Origin of the sequence: Campylobacter concisus (assembly GCF_002913045.1) — a bacterium.
In the GTDB taxonomy this organism is placed as follows: domain Bacteria; phylum Campylobacterota; class Campylobacteria; order Campylobacterales; family Campylobacteraceae; genus Campylobacter_A; species Campylobacter_A concisus_AP.
This window is the reverse complement of record NZ_PPAF01000035.1, coordinates 270,918-288,761: the sequence shown is the minus strand read 5'-3', so window position 1 is coordinate 288,761 and position 17,844 is coordinate 270,918. Positions and strand designations below refer to the sequence as shown.

Here is a 17,844-nt window from a genome sequence, read left to right as displayed (position 1 = left end):
AAAAGGATAAAAATGAAAGTATTATTAATAAAAGATGTAAAAGGACTTGGAAAAGCTGGCGAGATAAAAGAGGTAAAAGATGGCTACGGCAACAACTTCTTAATCGGCAAAGGCTTTGCAAAAGCAGCTACTCCAGACGTTCTTCGTCAATATGAAGCAGCTCAAAAAAGAAAGGCTGAAGAGCTAAAATATGAGATCGCAAATTTAGAAAAGCTTAAAGAAGAGCTTGAAAAAGTGACAGTTGTCATCAAGAAAACTCTTGGTGCAAATGGCTCGCTTTTTGGCTCAGTTTCAAAAGAAGAGATCGCAGCAGAGCTTGAAAAAACTCACCATTTAGTAGTCGAAAAAAAAGCGATCGACATGGACACTCACTTAAAAGCAGTCGGCCTTTATGATGTTCATGTAAAGCTAGGACACTCGATAAATGCGAGCTTGAAGGTTGACGTGCAAGGAGAGTAGATGTTTCATGCGACAACCATCTTAGCCTACAAAGGCAAAAACAAATCAGTCATCGGCGGCGACGGACAAGTGAGCTTTGGTAATACTGTCTTAAAAGGCAATGCCGTAAAAATTCGCAAAATTCACAACGGCAAAGTTCTAGCTGGTTTTGCTGGTAGCACTGCTGACGCGTTTAATCTTTTTGATATGTTTGAGAAAAATTTAGAGCATACAAAGGGCGATTTGCTAAAGGCGGTTATAGAATTTAGCAAAGAGTGGCGCAAAGACAAGTATCTAAGAAAGCTTGAAGCGATGATGCTTGTGCTTGATAGGGATAAAATTTTCTTACTTAGTGGCACTGGAGATGTTGTTGAGCCAGAAGATGGCAAGATAGCAGCTATTGGAAGTGGTGGCAACTACGCACTTTCAGCGGCCCGTGCCTTAGATAAATTTGCCGATATCGACGAAGAGGAGCTAGTCAAAGAGAGCCTCAAGATCGCCGGAGAAATTTGCATCTATACAAATACAAACATCAAAACTTATGTTTTAGAACAAGAGAGAAAATGAACTTAACACCAAGAGAAATTGTTAAATTTTTAGATGACTATGTGATCGGTCAAAAGGACGCCAAAAAGATCATAGCGATCGCGCTTCGCAACAGATATCGCCGTATGAAGCTTGAAAAAAGCTTGCAAGATGACATCATGCCAAAAAATATCTTGATGATCGGCTCAACTGGCGTTGGCAAAACTGAGATCGCAAGGCGTCTTTCAAAGATGATGGGACTGCCATTTATCAAGGTTGAGGCTAGTAAGTATACTGAGGTTGGCTTTGTCGGCCGTGACGTTGAGAGCATGGTAAGAGACCTTGCTATGGCATCATATAACCTCGTAAAAAACGAGCAAAGCGAGAAAAATCAAGACAAAATCAACGCCTACATCGAAGAAAAGATCGTCTCAAAACTACTTCCGCCTCTGCCAAAAGGTGCAAGTGAAGAGAAGCAAGCAGAGTACGCAAAGAGCTATGAAAAAATGTTAAATAGACTAAGAAACGGCGAGCTTGACGAGCTAAGCATCGAGATAGAGGTGCAGCAAAACCCGCTTGAAGCTGGCTCAAATGTGCCACCTGATATGGCGCAGATGCAAGAAAGCTTTATAAAGATAATTGGCATCGGTGGCAAAAACATTAAAAAAGAGATGAAGGTAAAAGACGCCAAAAAAGCCCTTCAAAGCGAAGCAAATGATAAAATTTTAGACCTTGAGAGTATAAAAACCGAGGCCTTAAGAAGGGCTGAAAACGAAGGTATCATCTTTATAGACGAGATCGATAAGGTTGCCGTTGGCTCAGGTAGCTCAAACAGGCAAGATCCAAGCAAAGAAGGTGTGCAAAGAGACTTGCTACCTATCGTTGAGGGCTCAAATGTAAATACTAAATTTGGAAATTTAAAGACAGATCACATTTTGTTTATCGCAGCTGGTGCCTTTCATATAAGCAAACCAAGCGATCTAATCCCTGAGCTTCAAGGCCGTTTTCCACTAAGAGTAGAGCTTGATAGCCTTGATGAAGACGCGCTTTATCAAATTTTAACTCAGCCAAAAAATTCGCTTTTAAAACAATACATCGCCCTACTCTCAACCGAAAATGTCGAGCTAGAATTTGACGATGAAGCAATAAGAGAGATAGCCAGGATCGCTCACGCCGCAAATGAAAAGATGGAAGATATCGGTGCTAGACGCCTTCACACTGTGATCGAGCGCGTGATAGAAGATATCAGCTTTGAGGCTAGTGAAAAGAGCGGCGAGAAGATAAATGTGACAAAAGAGCTTGTAAAAGAGCGCCTAAAAGACGTGGTTGAAGACCAAGATCTAGCGAGGTATATACTTTGAAATCAGGCTTTGTTAGCATCATAGGACGCACAAATGCCGGCAAAAGCTCGTTTTTAAATGCCTTGTTGAACGAAAAGATTGCCATCGTCTCGCATAAACAAAACGCAACTCGCAGAAAGATAAATGGCATCGTGATGAATGGTGAAGATCAGATCATCTTCACCGACACGCCAGGACTTCATGAGAGCAACAAGGCGATAAATCAACTACTAATTAGCCAAGCTATAAAATCGATGGGAGATTGCGATCTCATCGTATTTTTAGCGCCTATTCATGATAATACAAGTGACTACGAGAAATTTTTAGCCCTAAATCCTGAAAAACCACACATCTTAGTGCTAACAAAAGTCGATGAGAGCTCAAATGCGAAAGTCTTAGAAAAGATCACCCAGTATCAAAAATTTCAAGATAAATTTGCAGCTTTGCTTACTTTTAGTACCAAGCAGCCTACTTATAAAAAGCCGCTTCTTGATGAAATTTGCAAGCTTTTGCCAGAGCATGAGTACTTTTATGATCCAGAATTTCTTACTCCGACAAACGAGAAGGAAATTTTTAGAGAATTTATACTTGAAGCGATCTATGAAAATTTAAGCGACGAGATCCCATATCTTAGCGACGCGATCATAAAAAGCGTAAAAGAAAAGCCAGGTGTTACTGAAATTTATGCAAATATCATCACAGAGCGTGAAATCCATAAAAGTATGATCATCGGTAAGAATGGTGAAACGATAAAACGAATAGGAATTTTTGCAAGAAAGTTAATACAAAATTTAACCGGATCAAAGGTCTTTTTAAAACTCGATGTAGTCGTTAAGAAAGGCTGGAGCAAAGAAGAAAAGAGCCTTAATAAAATAATTGGATATTGATTTTTTATTGTAAAAATATTAAAATACAGCCCAATTAGAGCATTATGAGGTAAATTTTTATGTTAAAGCTTAGAAAAATTAACGATAATCCAATCGTTACGCTAGATCCTTATGAATATGAAGGTTTTAGATTTTCTAATAGCAATGTCGATACGCTAAGTCTTTCAAAGAATATTCTAAAGCGAGACTTCTTTATATCTTACATCGAGTACAAAGATATAATAACAGCTACCATAAACATCTCAAGAACAATAGATGATGAGGATATTGAAAATAATATCTCGATCAAAATTTACGAAGAGCTCTCTCTTGATCCTGCGATTGACTATAAAATAGTCTATTTTGAAAGCAATGTTGAAAAAGAAGATAGAATTTTTAATGTTTTTATTGCTACAAATGAAACGATAAATAAAATTTTTAAAAATATTTCTAAAAGAGTACCTTTTATAGATTATGTCGTTGTAGAGCCACTTTTATATAGTGCTATCTATAAAAAAGGCTTACTTCCTAGCACTCAGAGTGATTGTTTTTTGACATTTAGGGCCGATGAAGCATTTATAAGCATTTATGTAAATGGTGAATACCTTACATCAAGAGGTTTAAGATACACACTAAATTATCTAAAAGATAAATTTATAGAGCAAAGTGGCGAAAGAGTAAGCCTAGAAAGCTTTTTGGATATCCTAAAGACAAGAGGACTTTTAGATAGCAATGAAGAAGGCTTTAGCTACGATCTAAATACTGTTTTTGAGGACTATATATTTTACGTAAATGACACGATAAATGTTGTCAATAGAATCTATAGCATAAATATAAAAAATATCTATATTGACTGCGACTATAAAATAGAGCGTTTTGAAAAATTTATCAATACAAAGCTCGGCACAAATGCTACGAAATTAAATACAAGCACTGTAATAAATTCTAAAAATTTAGCCATTAGTGAACGATATAACATGATGGCTTTGTATGCAAATTTTTACAAAAAAGAGGCCTTTAATGCCGATTTTAACTTCTCAAATTTGCTTAGACCTGATCCGTTCACAAAAAGAAAAAGTGGTAAATTTATACTGACATGTGCTGCTGCTTTTTGCCTAAGCATGTCCTATCCTCTTTATAATTATATAGCTGGCAGTATTTTAGAAGCAGACTCGCAAAGACTAAGCGATGAGCTTGATGTGCTTAATGCACAAGCAGCACAAATAAGAAGTACTCTTGAAAGACTAAAAAAAGAGCAAAATGATATAAAGGGATTGACTGACAAAGAGGAAGAGAAGCTAAATTTTAGAAAAGGGTTGCTTCAAGAAATTGAAAACAAAAAAGACCATTACGTAATGAAAGGTTTAAATCTTTTTGAAATTACCGATATGATAAACAACAATAGCGTTTTTATAACAAATATTAAAAATAACGATAAAAATTTAACTGTAACGGTTGTTAGCGATAATGAGAAAAGGATTACGCAGCTAATAAAAGATATTAGCAAGATGCCTAAATATTCAGTAAATACAAAAAAAATTAAAGAAGATAGGCAAAACAACGAATATGAAAGTAATATAAGTATAGAGATTAGACAATGAGACAAGACGTTTTAAGTAAAATAGATAAATATTTTGACGCAAAAAAACAAAGTGAAACAAATATAATTTTTTTGGGTTCAGCTTTAATTATTATTTATATTGTTTATATGCTTTGCTTTGATCCGTCGCAAGATTTTTATGATGAAAGATTTAATTCGCATACTAAAATTAGCAATGATCTTTCAAGAACAAGAGATTATTTAAGATCGACCAGCTCACCTAGTGGGGATAAAAATTTTAAAATAAATGAAGAGACCAAAATACTTGAAACGCTTAAAGGCAAATATTCTAGTGTTTTAAAATTTAATGCCCATTTTGACTCAAAGCTAAAAGAACTATCATTTTTATTATTTAACGATCAAAATTGGGCAAATTTTTTAGACAACATCGTATCTTTAGCAAAGCAAAATAATATAAAAATTTTAGAATTAAAAAGCGATATAAAAGAGCCAAATTTCCAAAAGATTGAGCAAATTTTAAATATTGACTTGACATTTTTGGGAGGTTTTAAAGATATGCTTTCATATATAAATGGTCTTGAAGAATCAAAGCTAGTAGTTGATCTTCATAAAATTGATGTAAATTCTACCCAAAAAGAGCTTGGCGCTAAGATCTCAATATCTGTTTGGGGGATGAAATACTAATGAAAATAAAAATTTTATTGGCTTTTTTATTTTTAAATATTGCTTTTGCTAATCAGCTTCAAGAGGAAATGGACTCTTATGATAAAATTTTTGAAAAAATAAAGGAAAAAAGAAGCGGACTTAGTGATATTGAGCTTTCGAGCATAAAAAATCCTTTTAAACAAGAACCTATCAAGACGGTAACGGATCAAAATTTATCAATTGCCCCTCAGGCTTCAAAAGGGCTTAGTTTAAAAGCAATTTTATTAAACAAAGCAAATATTGATTCCAAGTGGTATGCTGTCGGTGATATTGTTGATGGTTACAAAATAGCCAACATTACTAAAAATAGTGTTTTTTTAGTAAAAGGCGATGAAAAACAAGAGCTAATTTTAAAAAATGGAAGTAAAAATGTTGAGATTAAAATTAAATAAAATATTAATAATAGGTGCACTATTTTGCTTAAATATGAATTATGCTAGTGCTAATGAGAGTAGTTGTTTAAGCAAGAATTTTAATATGAAAATTTCAGATGATGTTGCACTAGTAGATGTGTTAAATCAGCTTTCAGAGATGTGTAACTTTAGTATTGTTGCAAAAGATACTTATAGTAAGACAGAGCTAAAAGATAAAGTTTTTGGCGTTAATATCAGAAATATGAGTCTTAGCGAAGTTTTTGACCTACTTTTAAGTGAGAAAAATTTAAGCTACGAGTTTTCAAATAATGTATTAAAAATTTCATCTTTAAAAACCCAAATTTTTAAACTAGATTATATAACTTCTATTAGAGAAGGAACTGCTGTCACCCAAGCTTCAGTAGATGCTACTCCATCTGAAATTTCTAGTGGTTCAAGTAGTAGCGATAATTCCCAAGATGATAGTTCTCAAGGCTCAAGCAACCTTATAAAAACTACCGAAAGGTTTGACTTTTGGGAAAAACTAGATGCTGAGCTTAAAGCTATTTTAAATAATAGTAGCGAACATATCACAGCGCCTGATCCTATTATAAATCAAAATGCAGGTCTTATCACTGTTACAGCAACCCCTTCTCAACTTAAGCGTGTTGAGAAATATATAGATGAAATGCAAAAAAGACTAAAAAAACAAGTAATTATTGATGTTTCTATTATTTCAGTTGAGTTAAATAATGAATACAAACAAGGCGTTGACTGGAGTAAATTTGAACTTGGATTTAATACATACATTGGTAATTCAAGAAACAATCCTAGCTCAAGCGCTACTTGGACAAATAAAGGAAATAGCCTAAGTGATGGATTTGGACGTACATTAAATATTGCAGCTAATTTAAATTTTAGCCTTGATGGAATGATAAATTTTCTTGAAACAAATGGAAAGACAAAGGTTATATCAAGCCCAAAAGTAACAACACTTAATAATCAGCAAGCGCTAATCTCAGTTGGTGATAACATAAACTACCGTGTTCAACAAAAAACTGACAATGGAAACAGTAATAGTGATAGACTAACAACTACCTACAAACAATACTCTGTTTTTATAGGCATATTATTAAATTTATTACCAGAAGTCTCTGATAATAACAAAATCATGCTTCGAATCAATCCATCGCTTAGTAACTTTAAATACGCTGAAGACGACACAAGACAAAATGCGTTAAGAGAGATTGCTCCAGATACAGTGCAAAAGAAGCTTTCAACTGTTGTTCAAGTTGATAGCGGTGATACTATTATTCTTGGTGGATTAATAGGCCAGACAAAGGGTAAAAATAATACTTCTGTACCTCTTCTTTCTGACATTCCACTTATAGGTGGTGTCTTTAAAAGCACAAGAGACAATATAAAGACAACAGAGCTTATCTTTGTCATCACTCCTCATGTGGTTGATTTTGACAAAAAAAAGCCACTTAACCAATCATTAAAAGACTTAGGTTTTTCTAAAACGATCTATGAATAACAAGAATATTTATACAGATATAAAAAATATCTTTATCAACGAAGACGAAGTAGCTGATTTTGTTAATCTAGATAACTCAATCACTTGTTACAATAAGATCGTCTCGGCTCTAAAAAAGCCATTAAAACTTATACTTTTTTATGGCAAGCCTGGCAGTGGAAAGACCTTTTTGTTAAACAAGATAGCCTCTGATCTTCAAAAGGATAAAAAATTAATTTTTTTCCCGCATCCTTTTTTTAGCGAAGCTACATTTATAGAAGCTCTTTGTGAAGATATATACGGAAATAAACTTGATAATATAAATAATTTTGAAAGTTTTGTTACACACTACTCAAAAGAATTTAAAAATAAAGATGAAATTTTACAAAACCAAATAGTCGTCATTCTGGATGAAGCGCAACTTTATCCTACTGAATTGATCGAAAAAATAAGGCTTATGGCCGATACAAGATTATTTAAATTTCTATTTACTATTCATAAAACTGAAAATGAAGATGTGTTAGCAAAGGACTATTTTCAAACCAGAATTTGGGAGAGTATAGAGCTTGGAAGTGCAAACACGAATGAAATCATAGTTTATTTACAAAGAAAAATAGGACAAAAAGGCTACGATAAATACCTAAATTTTCAGAAAAAAGACTATGACAAAGCCTATGAACTTTGTTGCGGAAATCTACGCACACTAAATAAAATTATGTATAAATTTTATGAAATTTGTGAATATTATGAACAAAATCAGCCGTCAAAATTAAGTAGTGAGGATGCAAATATTAAAATTTTGACAATGTCTGCACTTGATACAGGAATAATTCATGCTTGAATTACAAGAAATTCAAAGGCTAGAAAAGCTCTATGAAGAGTACGAAAAAAAGAATAAAAATAGCTTTTTAAAATTGTTATCACATAAAAAGCTAGGCCTTTTAATAATTACAACCTTGCTAATTGCTTTTATTTTTGGTGCTTTTTTATTTTTTTCAAATGCTAAAAACAAAAAAGAGACAACCAATAATCCAACTTTAGTTGAGAAAAATTTGACAATACAAACAGATATAAAAGAAAAAAACATAACCTTTGCTGAAACTAATGTCAGTAAAAATATTTTAGAAGATGGCAAACAAAAAAGTGAGCAGGCAAAAGAGAGATTTGAATCAGATAAGAAGCAAGATGAGCTCGCTGAGAAAATAGCTAAAAAGCTAGAACAATCCATAAAGCTAAATGAAGATAATAAAGAGCAGGCATCAGATAAAAAACAAAGAAGTGGTGGCGGTTGGCTAAAGCTAAATCTACCAACTGAAAATGAAAATATACAAAATGAACAGCCTCTACCAAATGAAGAGATAATAGAATTAGAACCAAAGGCAAAGCCAAAAATTGATATTCAAATTTCAAGTGAAAACAATGAAATTTCTATACTAAAAGAAAATTTTAATAAAAGCAAAAATCCAGAAATTGCCCTTAAAATAGCAAGAAAATGCTATCAAGATAAAAGATATAGCGACACTATAAAATGGGCACTATCGGCAAATAATTTAGATAGTAGCATTGAGGAGTCTTGGGTTATGTTTGCTAAGGCAAAATATATGCTAAAGCAAAAAGATGATGCCTTGCGCGCATTAGAAGAATATAATAAAAATAAAAATAAGTCCGAGATAAATGAGCTAATAAATAAGATAAAAAGTGATATGTTGTGAAATTTTTACTTATTATATTTTTATCATTAAATGCCTTTGCACTTGGAACGGCTGACATTAAAAGTTATTTTGAAAAAGCTGAATATCCTAAAATTTGTAATCAAAAAATACAAGATCTTTTAAAAGATTCACAAAATGAAGAATTTCTTAATATCTTTGGTATATCTTGCTTAAAAACAAATGATATAGATAGGCTCGCTCTTCCGGCAGGCAAGCTATCAAAAACACAAAGTTCAAGAGAGAATGCAGCATATTTTGCAGATATATTGCTTAAAAAAAAGTTACTGCTTCATGCTATCTTGGATGGGGCTGATATAAGCTATATTAGACTTCCAAAGAGCGATTACATTCTTTCATTTATATTTGATAAATTTGTCAAAAAAGAATACGTTGAGGAGCTTGGCGTATTTATTTTTGAAGAGCCAAATTCAGACACAAGATATGAACTTAGTACAATTGTTAGCCCAAATTTTGCAAAAATGATTTTAAAAATTTTTAAAAATGACGATCTTACTTCGCAGATTGAGTATAGATAAAGAGAAGAGATGAATAATTTAGAAAATTTAACGCTAAAAACATTAGAGCAACTTAATAAACTAAATGATGAGCAAATTTTAAAGATTATAGAGATAAAAAAGATAAATAAAAAAAGTCTTTTGGCTATTTTGCTTGAAGAAAATATGCTAGAAGAAGAGATTTTTTTTGAAATTCTATCTGATATTTATAGAAGAGGACATACTGACATTGATGAAATTTCAACTAGCCTTCAGATAGATCAAAAGCGCTTTATTCAATATGTATGTGATAAATTTAAAATTACATTTTTTGATCTTGACGATATAGATATCGACTACCGTATCAGTGAAAAGCTGAGCACCTCTCAGCTAAAATCATATAACGCTATCCCAGTAAAAGAAGACGAGATAAGCGTTTATGTAGCTTTTAAAAATCCTTTTGATGTAATCATTCAGGATAAAGTTCAAAATTTATTTAACAGAAAGCTATTAAAAGTAGCTTGCGCCGATCCAGCCCAGATAGAAAAATATATAAACAAAATAGCTCTTAATGAAAGCATAAAGGACGTTATTACAGAGATTAGAAAAGAGCTTTCAAGTTCTAGCAGTCAAGGGCAAAGCACAGAAAGCTCTGGAATTTTAAAGCTAATTGAGATAATTTTAAAAACATCCATTCAAAGCAGAGCGAGCGATATTCACATCGAGCCAACCGAAACAAACTGCATTGTAAGAAGCAGGATAGATGGCATGCTAAGCGAGACATTTATATTTGATAAAGATATCTATCCGCCGATGGTAAGCCGAATGAAGCTACTTTCAAATATGGATATCGCGGAGCGCCGCCGCCCACAAGATGGTAGGTTTTCAGCTCAAATTTTAGATAAAGAGTACGATTTTCGTATCTCTACACTACCTATTTTAAACGGCGAAAGCATAGTTTTAAGAATTTTGGACAAATCAAAGGTTATCATAAACATTGAAGACCTTGGTATGCATCCAGATAACTTTGCTAAGTTTAAAAAAAGTATGAAAGCGCCTTATGGCATCATCCTTGTTACTGGCCCAACAGGATCAGGAAAAACGACTACACTTTATGGTGCATTAAATGACATAAAAAGTGTAAAAACTAAGATTATTACCGTTGAAGATCCGGTCGAGTATCAGCTAAATATGATCCAGCAAGTACATGTAAATGAGAAGGCTGGGCTTACTTTTATCTCGGCTCTTCGCTCTATTTTAAGGCAAGATCCAGATATTATCATGATAGGTGAGATCAGAGATCAAGAGACGCTTAGAATCGCAATTCAAGCAGCACTAACTGGCCACTTGGTTTTTTCTACACTTCATACAAATGATGCTATTAGCGCTTTACCTCGTATGGTCGATATGGGCATTGAGCCATATCTAGTAAGTGGCGCACTAGTTTGCATCGAGGCTCAAAGGCTTGTAAGAAAGCTTTGCCCGTATTGCAAACAAAAGGTCACGTTATCTCAAAAAGCTCTTGATGAGATTAAGAAATTTCTCCCTGAAGATTATCAATTTTATAAAAGCGTAGGTTGCCAGCACTGCTCGCAAACTGGATATCTAGGGCGTGAAATGATAAGTGAGATATTATCCATCAGCGATCATATAGCAAGTATCGTAGCAAATAACGCTTCAAAAGAAGAGCTTAAAAAGGCTGCCTATGACGAAGGCTTTATAGATATGTTCCACGATGGCGTTATACGCGCAGCAAATGGTGTAACAACAATCGAAGAAGTATATAGAGTTGCCAAGATATGAAATTTTACGAAATAGAATATATAAAAGATGGCAAACGCCAAAAGATGAGCCTAAAGGCCAATAGCAAAAATGATGTAAAAAATCGTGCAAATATTCAAGGCATGATAGTAAAGATAAAAGAAGCTCAGGTTTCAAGCATTAACAATGATTTTTTGGATTTGCAAGAAAAATTTAACAAAATTTTCTCTTCTTCGAAAGTAAAAATTCCAGCTCTAGTCGCTACCATAAGGCAACTTAGCGTTATGACTAATGCTGGCATATCAATACATGATGGCATAAAAGAGACAGCAAATGCTACTGAGGATAAAAGGCTAAAAACAATATTTCAAACACTGGATGAAGACCTAAATCAAGGTGCAAGCTTAACTCAAAGTATAGAAAATTTTCAAGAAGAGCTAGGCGATGTCACTGTCGCTATGGTAAGGCTTGGAGAGAGTACTGGTAATATGGCTGACGCATTATCAAAGCTAGCTTCTATCTTGCAAGAAGTCTGGGATAACCAGCAAAAATTTAAAAAAGCCATAAGGTATCCAATAACCGTAATATGCTCTATAATTTTGGCTTTTATTGTGCTTATGACATCAGTTGTTCCACAATTTCGAGAAATTTTTAGCCAGCTTAATGCCGACCTACCTCTTCCTACTAAAATTTTACTAAACATTGAATACATAATGAGCAATTACGGCATATATATAATAGTTGTTCTTGTCGCATTTGCTTTTTTGCTAAAAAGGCAATATTCAAATGATGAAAATTTTAGGGATAAGGTCGATAAATATCTACTAAAAGTCTATCTTGTGGGCAAGATAATATTTTTTGCAAATATGAGTAGATTTAATCTAATCTTTACAGAGCTTGTTCGCGCGGGACTTCCTATCGCTGATGCGCTAGATACTGCCGTTGTAACTGTTTCAAATCAAGACATAAGAAATAAGCTAACTGCTGTAAAAGTACTGGTTGGTCGCGGCATAAGCTTAACCGAGGCCTTTAGGCAAACTGGGCTTTATGAGGGTATGCTTATACAAATGATAGGCGCTGGCGAACAAAGTGGTAGCTTAGATGATATGACACAAAAAGTTACTGATTATTATAGAGTGAAATTTAATGATATTATTGATAATATTTCAAACTATATTGAGCCGATACTACTAATATTTATCGCAGCTATGGTGCTTTTGCTCGCCCTTGGTATATTTATGCCAATGTGGGATATGGCAAAAGCTGTTAAAAATTAAATCAACATTTAAAGGAGTAAAATGCCTATAGAAAGAGAATATGGCGTTGATGAGAACGCATTTTTAGTTTCAAAAACGGATACAAAAGGAAGGATTACTTATTGCAACGAGCCTTTTTTAAATATCGTAGGGGTAAAACAAGGTGATCTCTTGGGAAAACCGCACAATATAATAAGGCACACTGATATGCCAAGAGTTATTTTCAAGCTACTTTGGGAACGCATACAAAATAAAGAGGAAATTTTTGCCTTTATTAAAAATAAAACTCTCAATGGTGGATTTTACTGGGTATTTGGCAATATCACAGCCTCGCTTGATCAGCAAGATAATATCGTTGGATACTATTCTGTTAGACGTAAGCCAAATGCAAAAGCAATAGAGATCATAAAACCACTTTATGCAAAACTACTTGAGCTAGAACGAGATGGCGGTATTGAAGCGTCTAAAAAATATTTATTAAAATTTTTGGAAGAAAAATCAACAAACTATGATGAATTTATAAACAACTTGCAAAGGTTCTAGATATGTTTAAGAAAAAATCAAATGCAATAAATGAGATTTTAAGTGTTGTCAAATCGGCAAGCAATGGCATACTAGAGCCTCGCATTGTAAATGTTGGAGAAAAGGACGAGATGTATGAAGTCGCCCTTGGCATAAATGATTTATTAGATCAGGTTGAGGCGCTTCAACGTGAAATTTCAACCTCAGTCCAAGCTGCACAAAACTCGAAAACATATAGAAATATATTTGTAGAAGGGTTTAGGGGTTTATTTAAACGAAATGCCATATCTATGAGCAAGGGTGTCACAGGTATAAAAGACGGCCAAAAAAGCAAGGTTAGAGGTCTTCTATCAAGCGAGCTTGACAAGCTTGGAAACGGTATAAATGGTATAAATTATGTAAGAGATGATCTAAATGAAAGTATCAAAAATTTAAGCCAAACAGCAACAGATGCTAGACAAACTGCACAAGTAGCAAAAGAAAATATGTCTAATATCGCCGAGCTTAGTCAAAATATGGGAGAGCTTGATGGTCTAGTACAAAGCTGCTCGAACGCTACTGGTATGCTAAGCACTAGGGCTTCTGAAATAAGCTCTGTTTTAAATTTAATAAAAGATATTGCCGATCAGACAAATCTGCTTGCTCTTAACGCTGCCATTGAAGCTGCTCGTGCAGGAGAGCACGGACGTGGTTTTGCGGTAGTTGCTGATGAGGTAAGAAAACTAGCTGAAAATACACAAAAAGCCACAAGCGATATAGAGGTCAATATAAAAACACTTCAGCAAGAGGTAAATGATATCGATGAAAATTCTAAAAAAATCGATGAAATTTCTAAACTAACGACACAAAATGTAGAAAATTTCAAAAAGGTATTGAGCGAGTTTAATGCAAACGCACAAAATACCGCTCAAACATCAAAATATGTCGAAGATAAAACCTTTGCCATAATCGCAAAAATTTCGCAAATCGCTTACAAAACTAAAGTGTACTCTGATCTTATAAACGAACAAGGATATAGTGAAGAAATACGTAATTTAGCACAAAACCTGCTAGACTGGTATGAGAACGAGAGTATAAGCGAACACAAGCAAAATAAAAATTTTGATAAGTCAAAAGAGCTTACAGCGTCACTAAATAATGAAATCAAACTCTTGCTAGAGAAGTCAGCCTCTGGCTATAACGAACAAAATTTAAATTATTTTGTTGATAAGTCTAAAAAAATAGAAGATCTAAGCGAGCAAATTTTTACTTCGTATAACGAAATTTTTAAAGATAAAAACTAAAGTGTTAAATTATCTTTGATGTTTTTTGGGGTGGTCAAAAAATAACGCTTTTGCGCCGCCCTCTTTTAACTCACTAAATTTACATCCAAACTCAACGCAAAATATTCCAGAAGTTGGGATATTATCTATTGATGAATCGCTTAAATACTCACAAATTTCAGTTATGCTTGGATTGTGCATGATGATAAAAATATCATCCAAACTCTCATCTATATTTTTGACAAATTTTAAAAGATATTCAAAGCTTATATCATAAAGCTCATCTATAAGATCGATTTCTTCTTTAAATTTTAAAGTTTTGGCGATAATCTTTGCCGTTTGCTCGCACCTTTTAGCGCTGCTTGAAAAGATAGCCCCTGGCATCACATCATACATTTTTAGTCTATTTGCCATAAATTTAGCATCTTCTTTGCCTTTTTGACTAAGCTCCCTTAAGGCATCTTTAGCTCCGTCCTTATTCTCATCAACCGCTTTTGAATGTCTTATGAAATAAATTTTACTCACTATCTCTCCTTTGAGAAATTCTTTATCAAGCAAAGCTCTTCTTTGCTAAATCCAGCTTTTAAGCGATCTTGTTCATTAATCTCTCTAACATTTTTAAATGAATTTGGATATAAACTTAAGATAATGTCAAAGTAGCTATTTTCGTCAATGCCCTCTTTTTTGCAGGCAAATTTAAACCACTTATCACCCTTATAAACGTGAGAAACTTCCTCTTTTAATATGACTTTTAGGCACTCTATTAGCTCTTCTTGCCCGCCCTCGGCTTCTAGTCTTTTGATGATGTGAGCGTTTGCATCAAGGCCGTTTGCTTCCATATATCTTGGCAGTAGCGCCATACGGCTAGTTAGACTACTTGAAGTCTTTTGAAGTGCGATAAAAAGCCCATCATGCACACTTAGCTCGCCGTATCTACCGCCATGCTTTAAGAGCAAATTTTCTATCATGCAAAAGTGTCTGATCTCATCTTCAGCCACTTCTAGCCAGTCTTCATAAAATTCTCTTGGCAAATTTCTAAATCTATAACAAGCATCAAGCGCGATGTCAATAGCACTAAATTCAATATGAGCTACCGAATGGATAAAATTTAAATTTTTATCTTTTGGCTTTACTTTTTTGTTTAGCTCTTTCATGCTAACTACTTCACAAAATTTTGCGTAGCTAGGCGTTATTAGCTCACTTGGTTTAGAGCTTTCGTAAAAATTTATATTAAAATCTCGTTTAAATTTCTCATAAAATAGTTCAAATTTTAAAAATTTAAGCCCAATCTCGCCTTCATTTAAAATTTCCCAAATTTCATCAAAAAAATTCATATTTTCTCTTTATTTAAATCTGTATTTACAAGTGTAAATTTATATAAATAATGCTTAAAATTTGAGCCTAGTATTTGTTTTAAAAGGTTTTTAATAAAAATTTCTGATTTATTTTGCTTTGCCATATCCAGCAAATCTATTTGCTGCTAAGCAACTTGAGTTTGAACACCTTACAAGGTAGCTATTTATCTCTTGATTTCCTTTTAGATGCACGTTTTTTTGTTTTAGATTCATATAGCTATGAATTATCTTTCCGCCAGAATTATGTATAAATTTTACTGTCTCATCGCCAAGGACAGCCGTAACTATGCCAACATGAGTAATATTTTTCTTATCTTTATTTTTCTGAACACCCTTGCCAAGAGTATTTGAGAAAAATACAAGATCACCTATTTTTGGATTTTTATGAGTAATTAAATTTTTACTTTCATAAAAATTATAGATCGCTTTTGACTTTCTACCACCATTATCGTAGTAGCGATTTATTGTCTTTTCATCAAAATACATATTTTGATGCTTTGCATTTACGATAGAAACAAATCCAGAGCAATCACCGCCCGCTCTTGTATTTAGGTATTTTTTAAAAAAAGAACCAAATTTTTTATCTTCTCTATCATTATCTTCATCTATGATTTCACCAATCATTTGCTCACTAAAATCAACGCTTGAAGTTACGGTTTGATTTGTTTCATTTTGCGGAGTTGTCGGTTGATTAGAGTTAAAAGAACAACCTGTAAAAAATATAATGCTAAGAATAAAAAAGATTTTTTTATTTATTGAATTTGACATATTTATATCCAAAATTTTAGTATTTGCAATTTTAACTTTTAAACGTAAATGAACCGGAAATAGTGCTTTGCTTTCTTTATTCTAAGTTAAAAAGCAATATAATATCGGCAAAAAACATATTTTCTTAAGGCAAAAAGCAATGATGCATTATTTAAAGATAAAAGGAAATGCAAAACTAAGTGGCGAAGTAAAAATAAGCGGTGCTAAAAATGCTGCTCTACCGATCATCGCCCTAACCTTACTTGCAAAAAAAAGTGTAAATTTAACAAATATCCCAAATGTCGCTGATATAAAAACGCTTTGCCAACTGCTAACTAATCTAGGAGCAAAGTGTGAATTTAAAGACGAAAACTCGCTAAGTATCGACACTAGCAGTGTAAATTCGACAACGGCAAACTACGACATTGTTAGAAAGATGCGCGCTTCTATCTTAACACTTGGTCCGCTTCTAGCGCGCTTTGGACACTGCGAAGTGAGCCTACCTGGAGGATGTGCGATCGGACAAAGACCTATTGATCTGCATCTAAATGCACTCGAAAAAATGGGAGCAAATATCGAAATAAAGCAAGGCTATGTCGTCGCAACAGCACCAAATGGACTAAAAGGTGCAAAGATCGTTTTTGATAAGATCACTGTAACTGGTAGCGAAAACATCATCATGGCAGCAGCCCTAGCTCACGGTACAACAGAACTTTTTAACGTCGCACTTGAGCCTGAAGTAGTGCAAATTTGTGAAATTTTAGCAAGTAGTGGCGTAAAGATTGAAGGCATTGGCACAAGCAAGCTAAAGATCACTGGTAGCGATCAAAAACTACTTGAAATTTGTGATATCGAAGTAATTCCAGATAGGATCGAGGCTGGCACATATCTTTGTGCTGGTGCCATAACAAATAGCAAAATTTCAGTTACTAACGCAAATGCTGCGCACATGACAGCCATCTTAAACAAATTTGAAGAGATGGGCTTTAGCATCGAGGTCGATGGTGATAAGATCACGATATTGCCAGCTAAAGAGATAAAACCAGTAGAGATAAGAACAACTGAATATCCTGGCTTTCCTACGGACATGCAAGCTCAGTTTATGGCACTTTGCCTTGCGGCAAACGGTGTTAGCACAATAGATGAGAGGCTTTTTGAAAACCGCTTTATGCACGTTAGTGAACTAGCTAGAATGGGCGCTGACATCCGCCTAAATGGACATATCGCAAGCGTTTACGCCCCTGCAAATTTAAATGCAGCAGATGTGATGGCGACAGATCTTAGAGCAAGCTCAGCCCTAATACTAGCCGCTCTCATCGCAAATGGCGAGAGCTTGGTGCATAGAATTTACCACCTTGATAGAGGCTATGAGAGGCTTGAGGAGAAATTTAAAAGCCTTGGAGCAAAAATCGTTAGGCTTGAGGAGTAAAA

General features: G+C 34.0%; 19 protein-coding genes. 16 read left to right on the top strand and 3 right to left on the bottom strand.

Going from position 1 to position 17,844, the window contains the following annotated elements:
- Positions 1 to 12 precede the first annotated feature (12 nt).
- The 15 genes from rplI to CYP43_RS05380 are packed head-to-tail and all read left to right on the top strand — an operon-like array spanning position 13 to position 14,332.
- The gene (rplI, locus tag CYP43_RS05450) at positions 13 to 459 is read left to right on the top strand and encodes a 50S ribosomal protein L9 (protein WP_103582786.1); all 447 of its coding nucleotides are present in this window, start codon (positions 13 to 15) and stop codon (positions 457 to 459) included.
- Positions 460 to 1,005, top strand: coding sequence for an ATP-dependent protease subunit HslV (gene hslV, locus CYP43_RS05445; RefSeq protein WP_087580068.1), 546 nt, complete (start codon positions 460 to 462; stop codon positions 1,003 to 1,005).
- Entirely contained in the window at positions 1,002 to 2,324 is a 1,323-nt protein-coding gene (gene hslU, locus CYP43_RS05440) for an HslU--HslV peptidase ATPase subunit (protein ID WP_103582785.1), read from the top strand. Before hslV ends, hslU begins: the two co-directional genes overlap by 4 nt.
- Entirely contained in the window at positions 2,321 to 3,190 is an 870-nt protein-coding gene (era, locus tag CYP43_RS05435; protein ID WP_103582784.1) for a GTPase Era, read from the top strand. Before hslU ends, era begins: the two co-directional genes overlap by 4 nt.
- 59 nt (positions 3,191 to 3,249) lie before the next feature.
- Positions 3,250 to 4,770: a C4-dicarboxylate ABC transporter gene (locus tag CYP43_RS05430; RefSeq protein WP_103582783.1), complete on the top strand. Its 1,521-nt coding sequence runs from the start codon at positions 3,250 to 3,252 to the stop codon at positions 4,768 to 4,770.
- Positions 4,767 to 5,414, top strand: a complete 648-nt coding sequence (locus CYP43_RS05425) for a pilus assembly protein PilO (RefSeq protein WP_103582782.1) — start codon at positions 4,767 to 4,769, stop codon at positions 5,412 to 5,414. The genes CYP43_RS05430 and CYP43_RS05425 overlap by 4 nt, the downstream gene beginning before the upstream one ends.
- A complete protein-coding gene (locus tag CYP43_RS05420) occupies positions 5,414 to 5,827 on the top strand; it encodes a hypothetical protein (protein ID WP_180998646.1) in 414 nt (137 codons plus the stop codon). The genes CYP43_RS05425 and CYP43_RS05420 overlap by 1 nt, the downstream gene beginning before the upstream one ends.
- Complete coding sequence (gene mshL, locus CYP43_RS05415) at positions 5,805 to 7,325, top strand: pilus (MSHA type) biogenesis protein MshL (protein ID WP_084107949.1); 1,521 nt, start codon at positions 5,805 to 5,807, stop codon at positions 7,323 to 7,325. Before CYP43_RS05420 ends, mshL begins: the two co-directional genes overlap by 23 nt.
- Complete coding sequence (locus CYP43_RS05410; protein WP_103582781.1) at positions 7,318 to 8,145, top strand: ATP-binding protein; 828 nt, start codon at positions 7,318 to 7,320, stop codon at positions 8,143 to 8,145. Before mshL ends, CYP43_RS05410 begins: the two co-directional genes overlap by 8 nt.
- Positions 8,138 to 9,016, top strand: coding sequence for a transformation system protein (locus CYP43_RS05405; RefSeq protein WP_103582780.1), 879 nt, complete (start codon positions 8,138 to 8,140; stop codon positions 9,014 to 9,016). The genes CYP43_RS05410 and CYP43_RS05405 overlap by 8 nt, the downstream gene beginning before the upstream one ends.
- The gene (locus CYP43_RS05400; RefSeq protein ID WP_103582779.1) at positions 9,013 to 9,552 is read left to right on the top strand and encodes a hypothetical protein; all 540 of its coding nucleotides are present in this window, start codon (positions 9,013 to 9,015) and stop codon (positions 9,550 to 9,552) included. Before CYP43_RS05405 ends, CYP43_RS05400 begins: the two co-directional genes overlap by 4 nt.
- A 9-nt stretch (positions 9,553 to 9,561) precedes the next feature.
- A complete protein-coding gene (locus CYP43_RS05395) occupies positions 9,562 to 11,313 on the top strand; it encodes a GspE/PulE family protein (RefSeq protein WP_087580060.1) in 1,752 nt (583 codons plus the stop codon).
- The gene (locus CYP43_RS05390) at positions 11,310 to 12,548 is read left to right on the top strand and encodes a type II secretion system F family protein (protein ID WP_103582778.1); all 1,239 of its coding nucleotides are present in this window, start codon (positions 11,310 to 11,312) and stop codon (positions 12,546 to 12,548) included. Before CYP43_RS05395 ends, CYP43_RS05390 begins: the two co-directional genes overlap by 4 nt.
- A gap of 21 nt (positions 12,549 to 12,569) precedes the next feature.
- Entirely contained in the window at positions 12,570 to 13,070 is a 501-nt protein-coding gene (locus tag CYP43_RS05385; RefSeq protein ID WP_087577028.1) for a PAS domain-containing protein, read from the top strand.
- A 2-nt stretch (positions 13,071 to 13,072) separates the two neighbouring features.
- Entirely contained in the window at positions 13,073 to 14,332 is a 1,260-nt protein-coding gene (locus CYP43_RS05380) for a methyl-accepting chemotaxis protein (protein ID WP_103582777.1), read from the top strand.
- 9 nt (positions 14,333 to 14,341) lie between these two features.
- Here CYP43_RS05380 and CYP43_RS05375 read toward each other — a convergent pair whose 3' ends face one another.
- The 3 genes from CYP43_RS05375 to CYP43_RS05365 form a co-directional block, all read right to left on the bottom strand.
- On the bottom strand, positions 14,342 to 14,836 hold the full coding sequence (locus CYP43_RS05375) for a SixA phosphatase family protein (RefSeq protein ID WP_103582776.1): 495 nt from the start codon (positions 14,834 to 14,836) through the stop codon (positions 14,342 to 14,344).
- Positions 14,836 to 15,645: a ferritin-like domain-containing protein gene (locus CYP43_RS05370; RefSeq protein ID WP_103582775.1), complete on the bottom strand. Its 810-nt coding sequence runs from the start codon at positions 15,643 to 15,645 to the stop codon at positions 14,836 to 14,838. The genes CYP43_RS05375 and CYP43_RS05370 overlap by 1 nt, the downstream gene beginning before the upstream one ends.
- A 108-nt stretch (positions 15,646 to 15,753) precedes the next feature.
- Complete coding sequence (locus tag CYP43_RS05365) at positions 15,754 to 16,434, bottom strand: NlpC/P60 family protein (RefSeq protein WP_103582774.1); 681 nt, start codon at positions 16,432 to 16,434, stop codon at positions 15,754 to 15,756.
- Positions 16,435 to 16,573: 139 nt separating this feature from the next.
- On the opposite strand from CYP43_RS05365, the gene murA reads away from it, so the two are divergent.
- The gene (murA, locus tag CYP43_RS05360) at positions 16,574 to 17,842 is read left to right on the top strand and encodes a UDP-N-acetylglucosamine 1-carboxyvinyltransferase (RefSeq protein WP_103582773.1); all 1,269 of its coding nucleotides are present in this window, start codon (positions 16,574 to 16,576) and stop codon (positions 17,840 to 17,842) included.
- Positions 17,843 to 17,844 lie beyond the last annotated feature (2 nt).

Excerpts from the sequence above, each read along its gene's own strand:
- CYP43_RS05380 (WP_103582777.1), top strand. The coding sequence starts at position 13,073 with ATGTTTAAGAAAAAATCAAATGCAATAAATGAGATTTTAAGTGTTGTC.
- CYP43_RS05410 (WP_103582781.1), top strand. The coding sequence starts at position 7,318 with ATGAATAACAAGAATATTTATACAGATATAAAAAATATCTTTATCAAC.
- mshL (WP_084107949.1), top strand. The coding sequence starts at position 5,805 with ATGTTGAGATTAAAATTAAATAAAATATTAATAATAGGTGCACTATTT.
- CYP43_RS05385 (WP_087577028.1), top strand. The coding sequence starts at position 12,570 with ATGCCTATAGAAAGAGAATATGGCGTTGATGAGAACGCATTTTTAGTT.
- CYP43_RS05370 (WP_103582775.1), bottom strand. The coding sequence starts at position 15,645 with ATGAATTTTTTTGATGAAATTTGGGAAATTTTAAATGAAGGCGAGATT.
- CYP43_RS05430 (WP_103582783.1), top strand. The coding sequence starts at position 3,250 with ATGTTAAAGCTTAGAAAAATTAACGATAATCCAATCGTTACGCTAGAT.
- CYP43_RS05395 (WP_087580060.1), top strand. The coding sequence starts at position 9,562 with ATGAATAATTTAGAAAATTTAACGCTAAAAACATTAGAGCAACTTAAT.
- CYP43_RS05365 (WP_103582774.1), bottom strand. The coding sequence starts at position 16,434 with ATGTCAAATTCAATAAATAAAAAAATCTTTTTTATTCTTAGCATTATA.
- CYP43_RS05425 (WP_103582782.1), top strand. The coding sequence starts at position 4,767 with ATGAGACAAGACGTTTTAAGTAAAATAGATAAATATTTTGACGCAAAA.
- CYP43_RS05405 (WP_103582780.1), top strand. The coding sequence starts at position 8,138 with ATGCTTGAATTACAAGAAATTCAAAGGCTAGAAAAGCTCTATGAAGAG.
- CYP43_RS05390 (WP_103582778.1), top strand. The coding sequence starts at position 11,310 with ATGAAATTTTACGAAATAGAATATATAAAAGATGGCAAACGCCAAAAG.
- CYP43_RS05420 (WP_180998646.1), top strand. The coding sequence starts at position 5,414 with ATGAAAATAAAAATTTTATTGGCTTTTTTATTTTTAAATATTGCTTTT.
- hslU (WP_103582785.1), top strand. The coding sequence starts at position 1,002 with ATGAACTTAACACCAAGAGAAATTGTTAAATTTTTAGATGACTATGTG.
- rplI (WP_103582786.1), top strand. The coding sequence starts at position 13 with ATGAAAGTATTATTAATAAAAGATGTAAAAGGACTTGGAAAAGCTGGC.
- murA (WP_103582773.1), top strand. The coding sequence starts at position 16,574 with ATGATGCATTATTTAAAGATAAAAGGAAATGCAAAACTAAGTGGCGAA.
- hslV (WP_087580068.1), top strand. The coding sequence starts at position 460 with ATGTTTCATGCGACAACCATCTTAGCCTACAAAGGCAAAAACAAATCA.